The following is a 14,519-nucleotide window of genomic DNA, read 5'->3' as shown; positions in this document are numbered from 1 at the left end:
GAGGTCGACCTCCATGATCTGCAGCGGCTTTCCGGCGGCAACGGCGACAGCGGCGCGCGTTTTCATCAGGCAATCCTCCCATGACGACCCATAGAGTTTCTCATTCCGCCATTGCTGCGGATGAGACCGCAATACGCTCATTCATCGCCGTATCCCCGCGAAAAGGAATAGGACTAAAGCAGACACGTAAGTCCACTTGCAGGGCTTTGATAAATCTTGTGGCGTCCGCTAAGCTCATTGTGGGCACCTTGAATTCGCGCTGGTCCGGGAACAATCGGACTTTAGTGCAAGAATGGGCAGTTTTATCGATGACGAGCGCGGTGCCAGGCACTCTCGCGGCCTTTTTGTGCTTTTTTTTCCAGACCGCCAACGTTACAGGCGTGATGGCCCAGGAAGTGACGGGCAAGCAACCGGTCGCAGCCGACAGGCCGGAAAAAAACATAGCCGAAATCAGAATAGGTTATTTGCGGGCCTACGCGCCGCAACTGGCGCTTTCGCTGCTGGACCTGCCGCCACGCGACGAAGGTGTCGCCGGCGCCAATGTGGCGATCGGCGACAACAACACGACAGGAAAGTTCCTCAGCCAGAAATTCAGCCTCGACATAGCCGAGGTCAAGCCGGACGCCGACGCGGTTCAGGCGTTCAACGATCTGATTGCCAAAGGTGACCGCTATGTTGTCGCTGACCTCTCGGCCAGGCAATTGCTGTCGATCGCCGACATCGCCCGCGACAAGGGCGTTCTGGTCTTTAATGTGGGTGCCACAGACGACAGCCTGCGCGAGGAAGACTGCCGCATAAACATTTTCCATGTGGCGCCGACACGAAGCATGCTGGCTGACGCGCTGGCGCAGTATCTCGTGGTAAAGAAATGGCCGAATTGGGTGCTGCTCTATGGTTCGCATGAGCGGGATCATCTCTATGCGGCCGCGTTGCGCCGCGCGGCGGCTCGCTTCGGCGGTCAGATCGTCGCCGAGAAGGAGTTCAAAGACACTGGCACGGCGCGCCGCACCGACACCGGCGCCACGCAGATACAGCAGCAGATTTCCGTGTTCACGCAGGATCTGCCGGAGCATGACGTGGTGCTTGTCGCCGATGAGAGCGAGGTGTTCGGAACCTATGTGCCCTACCGCACCTGGACACCGCGGCTGGTCGCTGGCACGGCCGGTCTTGTCGCATCGTCCTGGCATCCCGCGAGCGAGCAATGGGGTGGCATTCAAATGCAAAGCCGTTTCCTGAGGACGACCGGCCGGCGAATGCTGTCCAAGGATATGTCGGCCTGGACGGCGGTGCGGGCGGTGGGCGAAGCCAGCACACGGACCAATGGCGACGATCCGAAGAAGATCAGCGACTACATCCGCTCGGACGATTTCTCGGTCGCCGCCTTCAAGGGACAGAAGCTGACCTTCCGCAAGTGGAACCATCAGCTTCGCCAGCCAATCCTGCTCGGCGACACCAAATCCGTGGTCTCGACATCGCCACAGGAGGGTTATCTCCACCAGATCTCCGAGCTCGATACGCTCGGCGTCGATCAGCCGGAAACGAAATGCGTCCTTAAGTAGAACCAATCGGGAGGAATTTTCGTGCAGAGACGAGCTTGCGCACTCGCCATTCTCGGCTTCATGGCCAATCCGGCGTGGGCTTACACCGTGTATGTCTCCAACGAGAAAGACAATACGATAACGGTCGTCGACACGGCGACCATGCAAGTGGTGAAGACCGTCGAAGTCGGCCAGAGGCCGCGCGGTATCACCATCTCGCATGACGGCAAGTTCATCTATTTGTGCGCCAGCGATGACGATACGATCGAAATCATCGATACCGCGACGCTGCAGATCGTTGGCACGCTGCCATCAGGCCCCGATCCCGAACTGTTCGTGCTTTCGCCCGACGGCAAGACGCTCTACGTCGCCAACGAGGACGACAATCTCGTCACCGCGATCAACGTGGAGAGCAAGCAGGTCATGACCGAGATTCCCGTCGGGGTGGAGCCTGAAGGCATGGCCGTCAGTCCCGATGGCAAAACCATGGTCAACACCTCCGAAACCACCAGCATGGCGCATTTCATCGACACCGGCAGCCATGAGGTGACCGACAACGTCCTGGTCGACACGCGTCCGCGCTTTGCGCAATTCAAGCCCGACGGATCACAGATCTGGGTCAGTGCCGAAATCGGCGGCACCGTCAGCGTCATCGACAGTCTCAAACGCGAGGTGGTGAAGAAGATCCAGTTCGCGATTGCGGGACTGCGGCCCGAAACCATCCAGCCGGTCGGCATCGCAATCAGCGCGGACGGCAAGAAAGCCTATGTCGCGCTCGGCCCAGCGAACCACGTCGCCGTCATCAACACCGAAACCTACGAGGTGGAAAAATACATCCTGGTCGGCCAGCGCGTCTGGCATCTCGACTTCACCCCCGATCAGAAGACGCTGATCACCACCAACGGCAATTCCAACGACATCACCTTCATCGACACGGCGACGGACGAGCCGGTTCAATCGGTTACGGTGGGCCAGCAGCCTTGGGGCGTGGCCATATCGCCCCACTAGACCGCAGCAATGATCAGGGAGGCCGACGTGATGAATATTTGCCGCGGGGATGTTGCAAGTGCACTAGATGACCAGCGCGCCCCGAAGGAGCCAGCGGCATGCAGCATGTGAGGACAAGCGGAGCTGGAGAGGAGGTGGCAGCGCTCGATGTTGCCGGCGTCAGCCATTCCTATGGTCCGAAGCGAGCGCTCCAGGACGTCTCATTCTCGATCGCGCCGGGAACTTTCACCGTTCTGCTCGGCCTCAATGGGGCGGGCAAGACAACTTTGTTCTCACTGATCAGCCATCTTTACGGCACCCGCCGCGGATCGATCCGCATCTTCGGCCATGATGTCAGCCGCGCTTCGGGCGAAGCGCTCAGGCGTGTCGGCATCGTATTCCAGGCACGCACGCTCGACCTCGACCTCAGCGTCCACCAGAACCTCTCCTACCACGCCTCGCTGCATGGCATTGGCGGACACCAAGCCCGGCAGCGCATTGCCGCGCTGCTCGATACAGTCAACATGCAGGGCCGTCAGCATGACAAGGCACGCAGTCTTTCCGGCGGCCAAATGCGGCGCATCGAGATCGCGCGGGCGCTGCTCCACCGCCCTTCCCTGCTGCTGCTCGACGAGGCGACGGTCGGTCTCGACATCCAGTCGCGTGCGGGCATTCTGGCCACCATCCGCAAACTCGTCGAAACCGAGGGCATCGGTGTGCTGTGGGCGACGCATCTGATCGATGAGGTCGAAGACGGCGACCATGTCGTCGTGCTGCGGCAGGGCGACCTGGTTGCCAAGGGTAAGGTGGCCGATGTCGTTGCGACGAGCGGTGCCAGTTCGATCCGCGACGCCTTTTCCAGGCTCAACCGCATCGAAACAAGCGGCATCGCGGAGATGTCGCCATGAGCGCTCCCGCAATGCCCGCAAAAGTCGCCGCCCTCACGCCGGTGAAGTTCGAACAGTTTGGGCTCCGCCACTACCTCGTTTGCCTCAAAGGGATCGTCGTGCGGGAGTGCCTGCGCTTCCTGCATCAGCGCGAGCGCTTCATATCCTCGCTGGTTCGGCCGCTCGTCTGGCTGTTCATTTTTGCCGCCGGATTCCGGCAGGTGCTCGGCGTATCGATCATCCCGCCCTACAAGACCTACGTGCTCTACGAGGTCTACATCACGCCGGGCCTGTGCGGCATGATTCTGCTGTTTTCGGGCATGCAGTCTTCGCTGTCGATGGTCTATGATCGCGAAATGGGCAACATGCGCACCCTGCTGGTCAGCCCCTTCCCGCGTTGGTTTTTACTGATCTCGAAGATGCTCGCCGGTGTCGCCGTGTCGATCGCGCAGGTTTACGCGTTCCTGATCGTTGCCTGGTTCTGGGGCGTCAAAGCGCCGCCGCTTGGCTATCTCACGGTGCTGCCGGCGCTGTTCCTGTCAGGCATGATGCTGTGTGCGCTCGGCATGCTTCTGTCCTCAATGATCAAGCAGCTCGAAAACTTCGCTGGCATCATGAACTTCGTCATCTTTCCCGGCTATTTCGCTTCTCCGGCACTCTATCCCTTGTGGCGTATCCAGGAGGCTAGCCCCCTGCTCTACAAAATCTGCCTCGCCAATCCATTTACTTACGCCGTCGAACTGATCCGCTTCGCCTTCTACGGCCAGGTTGACTGGCTGTCGCTGGGCGTCGTTGCTGGCTGCACGCTGCTGTTCCTTGCCGCCGCCATCATCGCCTACGACCCTTCGCGCGGCCTGATGACCCGCAAACAGGACACGGGAGGAAATGCCTGATGGCGCGAATGATCCATGTTCGCGGTCTGGCTCTGGTCGCCATGCTCGCGCCGGGCGTCAACGCCATGGCGGCAAACACTGAACCGGACTGGCCGTGCATGCAGCGCAAGGTGCCGCAGCTCTCGCTCGGCCAGATCTGGAGCGGACCGGACCTTCCTTCAGCCGCGAAGGACTGGTCGAAGGACCCCACCATCTCCGCCCTGATCGAGGAAGTGGCAGCTCGCCGGATGCCGATTGCGGAAGCTCAAAAGAAGATCAGGGATTTCGCCGCCTCCTTGCCGGCCGAGCACCGTGCACCCAAAATGGCGATGATGGTGCAAGGCATGTTTGACCACCTGGACGCCGAGCGCTCGCAGGTGATCTCCGGCATTTCCCGCTACGCCCACAAGCAGCTCGAAATGGCCGCCGCGTTGCGCAAGGAAGCGTCCGAGGTCGATGCATTGCGGGCAAAGCCGGATGCAGATCCCGAAGAGATCGATCGGCGAACCGAACAGCTGAAATTCGCAACGCGAATTTTCGATGAACGCGTCCAATCACTGACCTACGTCTGTGAAGTGCCGACAATAATCGAGCAGCGGCTTTATCAATTGTCCAAGGCCGTCTCGGAAACGCTCGCCGCGAAGAAATAGAACCTCATTCGATCTTCGCGGCGGATATCATGATCCACGGCCGGGCAGCACGCGCCAGCGCTGAACGACATAACCGGGATGCGTCTCGATCCACTGGGCGACCAGCGATTGCGCCTGCATGAAGGCGGTCCCGGGATTCATCGCCAGGCCGTCCACCATCTGTTCGCGTTGTTCACAGGTCTGCGGCACAGCCGTCAGGCAGACCATCATAACGAGCGTGTAAAGCATTGCCCCTTGTCCCCATCGATCCCGAACCCCATGCCCGGGAGGTTTCCGTGATTCCGACCAGTCTGCAGGGGTCGCACATACAGATCACTTACGTGTGTGAAAGGAACGTGACCCCCGCTCTTTTGCGCCGCAATATAACATAGCGCTAATCTAACGCCAACGACCGCAGGGCGTTCTGCAGAGCAATCGCGTCAGGTTGCGCCGCGCCAATGTGGTGCCGATGTTTCCAGCGTCGATGATTCCGATCTTGACGGGTGTTCGTCGATGTCATCAAACCGGGAGCCCGAGTTGCTTTCGCAGGCTTTTGTCGAATGCGGATGCGGGGACGAAACGGCGCAGGAAACTGACCTGGCGCGCCATTTTTCCAGCAGCATAGCGCCCCTTCGGAGCGGGATCGGTCGCAGCCGCCAAAACGGTCCTGGCCACCACTTCCGGCGCATCGCCTTTTTCCATCGCTTTCCGCACAGCTGCATTCATGCCGGCGCGCGCAGAGTCATAGATATCGAGCAACTGATCCGGCCTGGCGAGATTTTCTTCAAAGGAGGTGCGGGTATAGGCGGGCTCGACCAACACGACGCGAATTCCGAAAGGACGCAGTTCGTGGTCGAGCGATTCGGAGTAGCCCTCAACGGCATGCTTGGTCGACGAATAAAGCGCGAAATAGGGAGCTGGAATGAACCCCTGCACCGAGCTCAAATTGACGATTCTGCCCTTGCCTTGGCGGCGCATTGTCGGCAACACCGCTTTGGTTACTCGCATAACGCCAAAGACGTTCACGTCAAACAACGACTTGGCCTGGGCCATCGAGGACTCCTCCGCGCCACCAAGCAGGCCAATGCCGGCATTATTGACAAGCAGGTCGATGCGCCCGGTCTCGGCCAGCACGTCCTGGACAAGTTTCGCCACCGACGTGTCATCGGTCACGTCACAGGCCAGCATGGTAATGCCATCGGATCGGTCGACGACCGCGCGACGGCTGGTTCCGAACACGCGAAAGCCCGCGTTCTGCAAGGCTTTGGCCGTTGTGTGCCCGATACCGCTGGATGCCCCGGTCACCAGGGCGACGCCTAGATTGGTTTTGTTCATGGAGGTCACTTTTTTCTTCGTTTTGGATTGGCGTGGGAGAAGCACGACAGGTCGGAGCGAAAGGCGTCAATCATGAGCGCCTCCGGTACTCGCGCCGGCCAGATCATCCGTCCAGCGCCGGAACAGCGCGCTGGCATTAACGCCTCCGAAGCCGAAGCCATTGGCGATTGCATAGCCCATCGCCATCGGCCGGGCCCGGTTTGCGACGAAGTCGATCCCGTCGCCGGCCGGATCGGGAGCGCTCAGATTGAGGGTCGGCGGTGCCATCTGATCCCTGAGCGCCAGGATTGCGAAGATTGCTCCGAGCCCGCCGGCGGCTCCGAGCAGGTGTCCGGTCGCCGATTTCGTTGCACTGACAGCTATCGCGAAATCGCGCCCGAACACGCTCTTGATCGCTTCGATCTCACCCAGGTCGCCCACCGGCGTGGAGGTCGCATGGGCATTGAGATGACGAACCTCGCGGGGCGAAATCCCTGCTTGGGCGATTGCGATCTCCATGGCCCGGCGCGCACCGTCGCCGTCCTCGGGACCGGAGGTGACGTGATGAGCATCCGCCGTCGTGCCGTAGCCGACAAGCTCGGCCAGCGGTCTTGCGCCGCGCGCCAGCGCGTGGCTCAATTCCTCGATGACCAGCATGCCGGCTCCTTCGCCCATGACGAAGCCGTCCCGCGACTTGTCGAACGGTCGGGAGGCCTCATCAGGACGGTGATTAAAGGACGTCGAAAGAGAGCGTGCCGCGGCAAACCCACCGAGGCTGACAAGATTCATGCATGCTTCAGTCCCGCCGCACACGGCAATATCGGCCTCGTCGGCGCGGATTAGGCGAGCCGCATCGCCGATCGCCTGAATGCCGGCCGCGCACGCCGTCACGGGTGCACCGAGCGGACCTTTGAAGCCATAGCGGATCGAGACGTGGCCTGCCGCGAGGTTCACCAGGAAGGACGGCACCGTAAAAGGTGATAGACGGCGGACGCCGCGGCGGTCGACCGTGCGCACCGCCTCGGTTATGGCCGGGAACCCGCCGACGCCCGAGGCGATGATCGTGGCCGTGCGCAAGCGATCCGCTTCCGAGACGGGGGCCCATCTTGCTTGGGCGAGCGCTTCTCGTGCCGCGGCCAGCGCAAAGAGAATGAACCGGTCTACCTTGCGCTGATCCTTCGGCGGAAGGATGGCTTCCGGATCGAAACCAGCGTCCGGATCTTCTTCTGTGGAGGGCACCACCCCGCCGACCTTCGCCGGCAGGTCGCATACCACATCATCCGCAAGCCTCCGGATGCCTGAGCGGCCGGCCAGGAGACGCGACCAGGACGCTTCGACATTGGCAGCAAGGGGCGTGACCGCTCCCATGCCTGTGACAACAATCCGTCGCATCTATTTTCCTATCAATTTGGGTGCGCCGCCAGCGCTGCACACGCCGTTCAAGCGCCGGCTGCTTCGCGAACCTGTTCTGTCGCCGCATCCAGAAATGCCTGCGCGAGGTCGGGGTCGTTGACGACGCGCGAAAGGAGCACCGCACCGACCATTGTCGAGAGAATGGCCATGGCCCTGCCATCGAACTCCCCGCCACCGGTCTCAGCAATGAAACGGCCGAGGATCTCGAGATGCTCCTTGATCCCGGCTTCGAACGGCGCTTTCACGTCCTTGCCCTGTCTGGCGGCATCCGAGCCGAGCGCCACGATCGGGCAGCCGTCCATCTTTTCTCCGCGATGGTCCATACTGAGGTAGAACGCGATCACCGCGCCAAACGGATCATCAGGGTTTGCCGCAGTCGCGGCCGACCATCGACGGATGGCGCTCTCCATCGCCCGCCTGGACGCCTGCGCCGCCAGGTCGTCCTTGGATGCGAACTGCTTGTAAAACGCGCCTTGGGTCAGTCCGGCACCCTTCATCAGATCCTTAAGGCCGATACCGTCAAAGCCGCGCTCCCGAAAAAGGCGGCTTGCCACGTTGATGACGGTTTCTCGGTTTTCCGCTGCCTGGGTACGACTTACGCGCATTGTTGACCTCTTTTTTAGATTGCGTTCGTAATCTATAGCCTATATAGAGTTCGAACGCAATCTAAAAAGGAGATGCGAAATGATCCGCAAAACCCTGAGCGCATCGCCCCTGGCCGCGCTGTTTCTTGCGACCCCGGCTTTTGCCGAGGAAGCCACCATCGGACGCCCGATCGAGGGCGGCAGCCTGCACAAGGGACACCTTGACATGGTTGTCTACTACGTCCCGGTCGACGACGGCCTCCTGGAGGTCACCGCCACCTTCGCGCCGAAGACCGGGGGTGATCCGCTGCGCGTCGTCATGGGTCTCGCCGACGATGACTCCGTGGCCTTTTCCATGCCGGGCCACCGAGGCTCGCTCTACGCGTTCTCAAGGTCCGGGGATGAGGTGACGGTGTCGACCGAGACTGACATGCGTCTGCGAGCCGACGCGACAATACGCTGAGCCAGAGTTCGGACTGCAGCCGGCGTGCTGCTGGCCATGGGCTCTCGCATCCGCTCGGCTCGCCACACGGTGCCTCGATCACGCCATCGAATAAGTTTGGGGAGAGGTCAAATGCTATACAGTTATTTTGTCGAGAAATCGATCCGAGAGAGCTTCGACCACGTCAACAACCATCGCTGGGATGAGGCGGTGAAGGCACTCGCGCTGCATGTCCATCACCGCGTTTCGGGCGTTCACGCGCTTGGTGGTGAGCGCCACGACAAAGAAGCCATGCGCCGCTGGTTTGAGCGCCTCGGCCGCGTCCTGCCCAATCTCCATCTCACGGTCAACCACATCTGGGTGAAGGGCTGGCCGTGGCATACCACCGTGTTTGCCCAGTGGGACGGCACCGCAACGCTGCTCAATGGCGACGCGTCGTACGTCAACCGTGGTCTCCACGTGTTCACCCTGCGGTGGGGCAGAGTCTATGCACTTGAGGAATTTTACGATTCACAAGCAGCGGCCCGCGGTCTTGCCGCCCAAGCGGCAGCTGGCCTCGAAGAAGCTGTCGCCGAACCAATTGTAAGCTAGCAGACGCTCAATCAAAGCCCACCGTTCCGTGAACGCGGGGCCGCTACCCCGTGGCCCCAGCGCTGGAGGGCGGTCGCCTCGCTCCGCAAATGCGTGCCACCAGCGATGCCTCCCTATCCTCGGCTCGTGGACGTCGGTCTGGAGATCACAGCCGATCAGCCGCTGATATGCACCATCGTTTGTCTGAAACGTTTGCCTGGACCGCGCGCCCTAAGTTGCGCGACGTTTGGTGTTCGGCTCCTCGTGCGGATAGAGCTTGCCGAACAGTGGCAGGTACATCGCGCCCTTGCGCATCAGAAAATCGTGGAAGGTCGCCATCGCCGGCGAGATCGCGTGATCGCTGCGCATCACCGAAAACCATTGCCGGCGGATCGGCATGCCGACAACGTCGAGGATAACCAGCCGGCCGGCTTCGGTTTCGGCAGCGATGGTGTGGGCAGAGATGAAGGCGATGCCGAGCCCGGCCATCACCGCCTGCTTGATGGTCTCGTTCGAGTCCATCTCGACGCCGAGATCGTCGATGCGGCCGGGCACGTCGCTCAGGAATATTTCCAGTGAGATGCGCGTTCCGGAGCCGGGCTCGCGAATGAGGAAATGCTCCTCGGCGATCCGCTCCTTGGAAATGTCGCGTGCCGACGCCAGCGGGTGATCGGGCGGTGCAATGATGACCAGCGGGTGATCGCCGAAGACCGAGGCACGCACCGGGACTTCCTTGGCCGGGCGTCCCATCAGCGCGATATCGATGTCGTGGTTCTTCAGATTGTCGATCGTCTCGGCGCGGTTGCCGATGGCAAGGCGCATGTCGATATCGGGATGTTCCTTCATGAAGGCGGCCATCAGCCGCGGCGCGAAATATTTGGCCGTGGAAACGACGCCGAGCCGCAAGCTGCCGGCGCGCACGCCCTTGATCGCATCCATCTTGTCTTCGAGCAGACGAAGCCGCTCCTCGATGGCCTGTGCCGTCTCGACGAAGGCCAGACCTGCGGCAGTGGGACGCATGCCGTCCGACGTCCGGTCGAACAAGGCCAGTTGGAACTCCTCCTCCACTTGCCGCAACTGGATCGTCACCGCTGGAGGAGACAGCCCTAACACCTTGGCCGCGCTGACGATTTTTCCGTGGCTGATGATTGCCAGAACGGTCTTGAACTGCTTGAGCGTGAGGTTTCTCATATGGCATACTAAAATTTTTTTACTGCCTGAGTAAAGTTATTGAATTTTACTTATCCAGCGTCGTTTGTTCTCCTTTCCCAATCCGGCCGACCCGAGGAGAGGCGGCTGGATGGGGAGGTTACGATGCCAGCGGCAACGCTCGACGCTTTTCTGAACTCCTATCTTGGCGAGCCGGACGAACTGCGCTCCGCCGTCGTGGCGACCATCCGTCAGCTGACGCAGGCGGCCACCACGATCCGCAACACCATCAATCAAGGGGTGCTCGGCACCGCCTTTGCGGGAACCCGCGGCGCCAATGCTGACGGCGACATCCAGAAGGATCTCGATGTCTTCGCCGATGATATCTTCCTCGACGCCATGCGCCACGCTCCGGTCGCGCTCTACGCTTCCGAGGAACTGGAGCAGCCGGTGCTGCTCGACAGGCAAGAGCCTCTTGCCATCGCCATCGACCCGCTCGATGGCTCTTCCAACATCGACACCAACGTGTCGATCGGAACGGTCTTCTCGCTTCTCCCTGCAACTGGCGCGCCGGATGGGAATCCGGCCGCCTCGTTTTTGCAGGCAGGGGTGAACCAGCTGGGCGCCGGTTTCTTCATCTACGGGCCGCAGCTGGCGCTGGTTCTGTCGCTCGGCAGCGGCACCCATGTCTTCGTTCTCTCGACCAGGCTCGGCACCTTCGTCCAGGCCTACGAGAGCCGGATCATCCCACAGCGAACCCAGGAGTTCGCCATCAACGCCGCCAACTACCGGCACTGGGACGAGGCGGTGCGGCTCTACATCGATGACTGCCTTGAAGGCACCGAAGGCCCACGCGAGAAGGACTTCAACATGCGCTGGATCGCCTCTGTGGTTGCGGACTGCTACCGCATATTGATGCGAGGCGGCGTATTCCTGTATCCAGGCGACAAGCGCAAGGGCTACAGGCAGGGGCGACTTCGCCTCGTCTATGAGGCAAACCCGATCGCCTATCTCGTCGAACAGGCGGGCGGTGCCGCCACCGATACGATGACCCGCATCCTCGAAATCGAACCCGAGAGCCTGCACCAGCGCGTGCCCATGGTTTTCGGATCGGCGCGGGAAGTCGCGCGCATCACCCGCTACCACACCGAGCCGAGTGCCATCGGCGAGCGCGCGCCGCTGTTCAGCCGCCGCGGCCTTTTCAGGGCCTGAAGACCATGTCGGCAAAGCACCCCATCATTACCATCACCGGGTCGTCGGGCGCAGGCACCACCTCTGTCAAGCGCATCTTCGAATTGATCTTCCGGCGCGAGAACATCGGGGCCGCCTTCATCGAAGGCGATGCTTTCCATCGCTACGACCGCGCCACGATGAAGGCGAAGGTGGCCGAGGAGGAAAAGGCGGGCAATCCGAACTTCACCCACTTCCACGCCGAGGCCAATGAACTGGCAATCCTCGAAGAGGTATTCGAGGAATATGGCCGCCGGGGAACCGGAAAGACCCGCACATACATCCATGATGAGGATGAGGAGAAGCAGTACGGCACGCCGCCGGGACATTTCACCGAATGGCGCGAATTTCCGCCGAGCGACCTGCTCTTCTACGAGGGCCTGCATGGCTGCGTCGTCACCGACAAGATCAACCTGGCCAGGCACGCGGATCTCAAGATCGGCGTGGTGCCGGTCATAAATCTCGAATGGATCCAGAAGATCCATCGCGACCGCGCAACGCGCGGCTATTCCACCGAGGCGGTGATGGACGTGATCCTGCGCCGTATGCCGGACTATGTCCGCTACATCGTCCCGCAGTTTTCGCAGACCGCCATCAACTTCCAGCGCGTGCCGATCGTCGACACGTCCAATCCATTCATCGCGCGCTGGATTCCGACGCCCGACGAATCGATGCTGGTTATCCGCTTCGCCAATCCCCGCGGCATCGATTTCCCCTACCTGCTTTCGATGATCCACGACTCGTTCATGTCGCGGCCGAATTCCATAGTGGTGCCCGGCAACAAGCTCGACCTTGCCATGCAGCTGATCCTGACGCCGCTCATCCTGCAATTGATCGAACGCAAGAACCGTGTGTCGTGAGGAGGACGCCATGAACAGCCAGGCAGCAGCACTGAAGCCCGTCGCCGCCGTCTCGGAGCGCGACATGGCCAACGCCATTCGCGCACTGGCGATGGACAGCGTCCAAAAGGCCAATTCCGGTCATCCGGGCATGCCGATGGGCATGGCCGATGTCGCGACGGTGCTGTTCAGCCGCTTCATCAACATCGATCCGTCGGCCCCCAACTGGCCCGATCGTGACCGCTTCGTGCTGTCGGCCGGGCACGGCTCGATGCTGCAGTATGCGCTGCATTACCTGCTCGGCTACGAAGACATGCCGATCGAAGAATTGCAGCGGTTTCGCCAGCTGGGCAGCCGCACCGCCGGACATCCGGAATATGGCCATGCGCTTGGCATCGAGACGACGACCGGCCCGCTTGGACAAGGCATTTCGACCGCTGTCGGCATGGCGCTGGCGGAGCGCATGCTGGCGGTCCGCCACGGCGCCGATCTCGTCGACCATTTCACCTACGCAATCGCCGGCGACGGCTGCCTGCAGGAAGGCATCAGCCACGAGGCGATCGATCTTGCCGGTCACCTGAAGCTCTCCCGGCTGATCGTCTTTTGGGACGACAATGCGATCTCGATCGACGGGCCCACTTCCCTGTCGACATCGATGGACCAGCCGGCGCGGTTCAAAGCCGCTGGATGGCATGTCCAGTCGGTGAACGGCCACGACACCGAAACCGTTGCGGCGGCAATCGAAGCGGCTCAGCAATCGGACCAGCCGTCTCTGATCGCCTGCCGCACGGTGATCGGCAAGGGCGCGCCAAATCTGGGTGGTTCGGAAAAGACGCATGGCGCGCCGCTGGGCGATGCGGAGATCGCCGCGACGCGCGAAAACATCGGCTGGGCCTTCGCGCCGTTCGAGGTGCCGGACGATATCCTTTTCGCCTGGCGCGAGGTTGCCGGCCGCGGTCAAGCGGCACGCCGCGCCTGGGAGCAGCGGCTTGCCGCCTCGCCACGGCGGCAGGCCTTCGAGAGCGCGCTCGCCGGCGCCCTGCCCGACGCGGTCTTCGAAGCACTTGGCGCTTTCCGCAAGGAGCATGTCGGGAAGGCGACCAAGGTTGCAACGCGAAAAGCCTCGGAAATGGCACTCGCTGCGATCAATGGCGCAACCGAACTGACGGTCGGCGGGTCCGCTGATCTGACGCATTCGAACCTGACGATCACCAAGGGTATGAGCCGCATCGCGCCGGGCGATTACGCAGGCCGCTACATCCACTATGGAATCCGCGAGCACGGCATGGCCGCAGCCATGAACGGCATCGCACTGCATGGCGGCTTCGTGCCTTATGGCGGCACGTTCCTGTGCTTCGCCGACTATGCGCGCGGCGCGATGCGGCTCTCGGCGCTCATGGGCCAGCGCGTCATCTATGTGATGACGCATGATTCCATCGGTCTCGGCGAGGACGGCCCGACCCACCAGCCGGTCGAGCACCTGGCGATGCTGCGGGCGACGCCAAACCTCAACGTCTTCCGCCCGGCCGACATCATCGAAACGGCGGAGTGCTGGGAACTGGCGCTGAGAAGCGAGAAGCGGCCGAGCGTGCTGGTGCTCTCGCGCCAGAACCTGCCGATGCTGCGCCAAGCACCTTGCGACGAGACACACAGCGACGAGAACCGGTCGAGCCGGGGCGCCTACATCCTGCGCGAGCCAGTCGGGCAGCGCGCGGTGACGCTGATCGCCACCGGCTCGGAGGTCGAGATCGCGGTTGCCGCCGCCGAACGGCTGGAGACCGAGCACGGCGTCGCCGCCGCGGTTGTCTCGATGCCGTGCTGGGAGCTTTTCGAGGAGCAGGACGCCGGCACCCGCAAGGCCGTCCTCGGCTCGGCGCCCCGCATTGCCATCGAAGCCGCAGCACGGCTCGGCTGGGACCGCTGGATCGGCGACACCGGCACTTTCGTCGGCATGGCCGGTTTCGGCGCCAGCGCCCCTGCCCCGGATCTCTACCGGCATTTCGACATCACGCCCGAAGCCGTCGCGGCAGCGGCGCTGAAGCTCATCATCTAGGAGAAACCGACA

The 14,519-nt window shown here is 61.9% G+C and carries 15 protein-coding genes; 10 read left to right on the top strand and 5 right to left on the bottom strand.

The genetic code is table 11. The features are described 5' to 3' along the window. Positions 1-308: 308 nt before the first annotated feature. The 5 genes from NKH59_RS28310 (at position 309) to NKH59_RS28290 (ending at position 4,934) form a co-directional block, all read left to right on the top strand. The gene (locus NKH59_RS28310) at positions 309-1,559 is read left to right on the top strand and encodes a lanthanide ABC transporter ABC transporter substrate-binding protein PedA1 (RefSeq protein WP_353023717.1); all 1,251 of its coding nucleotides are present in this window, start codon (positions 309-311) and stop codon (positions 1,557-1,559) included. A 21-nt stretch (positions 1,560-1,580) separates the two neighbouring features. After that, the gene (locus NKH59_RS28305) at positions 1,581-2,546 is read left to right on the top strand and encodes a YVTN family beta-propeller repeat protein (RefSeq protein ID WP_352474598.1); all 966 of its coding nucleotides are present in this window, start codon (positions 1,581-1,583) and stop codon (positions 2,544-2,546) included. A 98-nt stretch (positions 2,547-2,644) separates the two neighbouring features. Then, complete coding sequence (locus tag NKH59_RS28300) at positions 2,645-3,433, top strand: lanthanide ABC transporter ATP-binding protein PedB/LutE (RefSeq protein ID WP_352775117.1); 789 nt, start codon at positions 2,645-2,647, stop codon at positions 3,431-3,433. 11 nt (positions 3,434-3,444) lie between these two features. Beyond that, entirely contained in the window at positions 3,445-4,305 is an 861-nt protein-coding gene (locus NKH59_RS28295; RefSeq protein WP_352503305.1) for a lanthanide ABC transporter permease protein PedC, read from the top strand. Further along, positions 4,305-4,934 carry a hypothetical protein gene (locus tag NKH59_RS28290; protein WP_353023716.1) on the top strand — a complete coding sequence of 210 codons (630 nt, stop codon included), beginning with the start codon at positions 4,305-4,307 and terminating at the stop codon, positions 4,932-4,934. Before NKH59_RS28295 ends, NKH59_RS28290 begins: the two co-directional genes overlap by 1 nt. Before the next feature lie 27 nt (positions 4,935-4,961). Here NKH59_RS28290 and NKH59_RS28285 read toward each other — a convergent pair whose 3' ends face one another. The 4 genes from NKH59_RS28285 to NKH59_RS28270 form a co-directional block, all read right to left on the bottom strand. Further along, positions 4,962-5,162 (bottom strand): hypothetical protein, encoded by a 201-nt coding sequence (locus NKH59_RS28285; protein WP_352617307.1) that lies wholly within the window; start codon positions 5,160-5,162, stop codon positions 4,962-4,964. A 270-nt stretch (positions 5,163-5,432) separates the two neighbouring features. Beyond that, positions 5,433-6,248 (bottom strand): oxidoreductase, encoded by an 816-nt coding sequence (locus tag NKH59_RS28280; protein WP_352851126.1) that lies wholly within the window; start codon positions 6,246-6,248, stop codon positions 5,433-5,435. Positions 6,249-6,314: 66 nt separating this feature from the next. Then, positions 6,315-7,619, bottom strand: a complete 1,305-nt coding sequence (gene fabF, locus NKH59_RS28275; protein ID WP_353023715.1) for a beta-ketoacyl-ACP synthase II — start codon at positions 7,617-7,619, stop codon at positions 6,315-6,317. A 47-nt stretch (positions 7,620-7,666) separates the two neighbouring features. Next, positions 7,667-8,245: a TetR/AcrR family transcriptional regulator gene (locus NKH59_RS28270; RefSeq protein ID WP_352997107.1), complete on the bottom strand. Its 579-nt coding sequence runs from the start codon at positions 8,243-8,245 to the stop codon at positions 7,667-7,669. Between the two features lie 79 nt (positions 8,246-8,324). Here NKH59_RS28270 and NKH59_RS28265 point away from each other — a divergent pair, with 79 nt between their 5' ends. Together NKH59_RS28265 and NKH59_RS28260 are read left to right on the top strand one after the other, a co-directional pair. Continuing rightward, complete coding sequence (locus NKH59_RS28265) at positions 8,325-8,687, top strand: hypothetical protein (RefSeq protein ID WP_353023713.1); 363 nt, start codon at positions 8,325-8,327, stop codon at positions 8,685-8,687. 111 nt (positions 8,688-8,798) lie between these two features. Further along, complete coding sequence (locus NKH59_RS28260; protein ID WP_352819545.1) at positions 8,799-9,257, top strand: nuclear transport factor 2 family protein; 459 nt, start codon at positions 8,799-8,801, stop codon at positions 9,255-9,257. Between the two features lie 210 nt (positions 9,258-9,467). On the opposite strand, the gene NKH59_RS28255 is transcribed toward NKH59_RS28260, so the two are convergent. Next, entirely contained in the window at positions 9,468-10,427 is a 960-nt protein-coding gene (locus NKH59_RS28255) for a LysR family transcriptional regulator (RefSeq protein WP_352819546.1), read from the bottom strand. A 123-nt stretch (positions 10,428-10,550) separates the two neighbouring features. On the opposite strand from NKH59_RS28255, the gene NKH59_RS28250 reads away from it, so the two are divergent. The 3 genes from NKH59_RS28250 to tkt are packed head-to-tail and all read left to right on the top strand — an operon-like array spanning position 10,551 to position 14,507. After that, a complete protein-coding gene (locus NKH59_RS28250; RefSeq protein WP_353023710.1) occupies positions 10,551-11,597 on the top strand; it encodes a class 1 fructose-bisphosphatase in 1,047 nt (348 codons plus the stop codon). 5 nt (positions 11,598-11,602) lie between these two features. Continuing rightward, on the top strand, positions 11,603-12,475 hold the full coding sequence (locus tag NKH59_RS28245; RefSeq protein ID WP_023678839.1) for a phosphoribulokinase: 873 nt from the start codon (positions 11,603-11,605) through the stop codon (positions 12,473-12,475). A 10-nt stretch (positions 12,476-12,485) separates the two neighbouring features. Next, positions 12,486-14,507: a transketolase gene (gene tkt, locus NKH59_RS28240; RefSeq protein WP_353023708.1), complete on the top strand. Its 2,022-nt coding sequence runs from the start codon at positions 12,486-12,488 to the stop codon at positions 14,505-14,507. The last annotated feature ends 12 nt before the right edge of the window (positions 14,508-14,519 follow it).

It is taken from the genome of Mesorhizobium sp. M0998, assembly GCF_040318885.1.
Classification (GTDB): domain Bacteria; phylum Pseudomonadota; class Alphaproteobacteria; order Rhizobiales; family Rhizobiaceae; genus Mesorhizobium.
Note: the sequence above shows the minus strand (reverse complement) of the source record. Positions and strands in the feature narration are given on the sequence as shown.

Bases quoted from the DNA above. Each gene is read 5' to 3' on its own strand.
- NKH59_RS28310 (WP_353023717.1), top strand. From the start codon at position 309: ATGACGAGCGCGGTGCCAGGCACTCTCGCGGCCTTTTTGTGCTTTTTT.
- NKH59_RS28300 (WP_352775117.1), top strand. From the start codon at position 2,645: ATGCAGCATGTGAGGACAAGCGGAGCTGGAGAGGAGGTGGCAGCGCTC.
- NKH59_RS28295 (WP_352503305.1), top strand. From the start codon at position 3,445: ATGCCCGCAAAAGTCGCCGCCCTCACGCCGGTGAAGTTCGAACAGTTT.
- NKH59_RS28290 (WP_353023716.1), top strand. From the start codon at position 4,305: ATGGCGCGAATGATCCATGTTCGCGGTCTGGCTCTGGTCGCCATGCTC.
- NKH59_RS28285 (WP_352617307.1), bottom strand. From the start codon at position 5,162: ATGCTTTACACGCTCGTTATGATGGTCTGCCTGACGGCTGTGCCGCAG.
- NKH59_RS28280 (WP_352851126.1), bottom strand. From the start codon at position 6,248: ATGAACAAAACCAATCTAGGCGTCGCCCTGGTGACCGGGGCATCCAGC.
- fabF (WP_353023715.1), bottom strand. From the start codon at position 7,619: ATGCGACGGATTGTTGTCACAGGCATGGGAGCGGTCACGCCCCTTGCT.
- NKH59_RS28270 (WP_352997107.1), bottom strand. From the start codon at position 8,245: ATGCGCGTAAGTCGTACCCAGGCAGCGGAAAACCGAGAAACCGTCATC.
- NKH59_RS28265 (WP_353023713.1), top strand. From the start codon at position 8,325: ATGATCCGCAAAACCCTGAGCGCATCGCCCCTGGCCGCGCTGTTTCTT.
- NKH59_RS28260 (WP_352819545.1), top strand. From the start codon at position 8,799: ATGCTATACAGTTATTTTGTCGAGAAATCGATCCGAGAGAGCTTCGAC.
- NKH59_RS28255 (WP_352819546.1), bottom strand. From the start codon at position 10,427: ATGAGAAACCTCACGCTCAAGCAGTTCAAGACCGTTCTGGCAATCATC.
- NKH59_RS28250 (WP_353023710.1), top strand. From the start codon at position 10,551: ATGCCAGCGGCAACGCTCGACGCTTTTCTGAACTCCTATCTTGGCGAG.
- NKH59_RS28245 (WP_023678839.1), top strand. From the start codon at position 11,603: ATGTCGGCAAAGCACCCCATCATTACCATCACCGGGTCGTCGGGCGCA.
- tkt (WP_353023708.1), top strand. From the start codon at position 12,486: ATGAACAGCCAGGCAGCAGCACTGAAGCCCGTCGCCGCCGTCTCGGAG.